The organism is Chryseobacterium sp. PMSZPI, assembly GCF_002835665.1.
Classification (GTDB): Bacteria; Bacteroidota; Bacteroidia; order Flavobacteriales; family Weeksellaceae; genus Chryseobacterium.
On record NZ_PIZV01000072.1, the window covers coordinates 1 to 1,325 of the forward strand.

A 1,325-nucleotide genomic window follows, 5' to 3' on the forward strand; every position below is an offset into this window, starting at 1 on the left:
ATTATGATAAAGGATTTTTTTTGCTTTATACCCAACAACTATAAGTAATGAGTAATGGGCAATAAGTAATGAGCAATAAGTAATCGGTAATGAGTAATATAACTTTGGTTCCTGTTACGGATGCCGGTTTTTTATCCAAGTCTTTACTTTTTTGTTGTAGATTCTTTTTTCTTCTCTCTATACTCTTCTCTTTTTATTTTATCATAGATATATTCCCGGTATCATTACTTCTGATAACTTTACCACATTTTGTCATCCTGAAAGGATCTCGACACTTGAAAAAGCCATGTGCATAAGAACTCTTATATTTTAGCTTCAAAAATGACTTATAATCATTGTAGCTTGTCTTTTATACCAAAAAATAGAAATAGAGGTTTAAATGGTATTTATTTTAGCCCTATGAGACTATTAGTTAATAAACTGCTTAGTTATTATTATAAAACTAATTTTTTGATACAAGAGTTGACTTAAATATAAGTGTATTCTGAGAAAAAGAAAACCGTTCCAAAAAGAAACGGCTTGTTTTATGACATTTGATTTTCAATCTTACATCCTACATGTCACTGCTATTATCAGGACATTTAAAATCGTTACTGCAATCTGCACAAATTACTGTACCATTACAGTAGTACACACAATATTCAGGTGGTGGGAGGGTTGCTCCTCCAGAAATACTTTTTAATTGGCTTTTTCTTAGTTTTTTTAAATTTTTCATATTGTTTTAATTAAAAAATTAATATTAAAATAAAATTAATAAAAATATTTTTAATCAAGTATGAAATTATTATTAAAAAATAATATTTATTGTCATTTTAAATAAACATAAAAAAACAGTCAATAATTATGAATTATTGACTGCCATGCTATTTATCCAATTGATTATTTCTTGATCAGACCCAATTCAATTAACCTTTCATGTAAAAATTCTCCTGCTGTTGTGTCTTCGTATAACTTTGGATTGTTTTCGTCTACACAGTTTTCAAGAGCATTTAATGACATTGCACTGATAGGGTGCATAAAGAATGGAATTGAGTATCTTGAAGTACTCCATAATTCTCTTGGAGGGTTTACCACTCTGTGGATCGTTGATTTCAATTTGTTGTTGGTGTGTCTTGAAAGCATATCCCCAACATTGATCATTAATTCATCAGGCTCTGCAATAGCATCAATCCACTCTCCTTTATGATTTTGAACCTGAAGACCTTTACCTTGTGCTCCCATTAAAAGAGTAATAAGGTTGATATCCCCATGTGCTGCCGCTCTTACTGCGTCATCTGGTTCTTCGGTGATTGGTGGATAGTGAATTGGTCTTAGAATAGAATTTC

The 1,325-nt window shown here is 30.4% G+C and carries 2 protein-coding genes; both read right to left on the minus strand.

Translation table 11 applies throughout. The features are described 5' to 3' along the window. Nucleotides 1–553 precede the first annotated feature (553 nt). Nucleotides 554–715, minus strand: a complete 162-nt coding sequence (locus CW752_RS17145) for a bacteriocin-like protein (RefSeq protein WP_410493648.1) — start codon at nt 713–715, stop codon at nt 554–556. Nucleotides 716–879: 164 nt separating this feature from the next. Next, nucleotides 880–1,325: isopenicillin N synthase family dioxygenase (locus tag CW752_RS14810; protein ID WP_133121698.1), on the minus strand; the 446-nt coding region annotated here is incomplete at its 5' end.

What these genes read in the sequence shown, in the direction of transcription:
- CW752_RS17145 (WP_410493648.1), bottom strand. Translation starts at nt 715, where the DNA reads ATGAAAAATTTAAAAAAACTAAGAAAAAGCCAATTAAAAAGTATTTCT.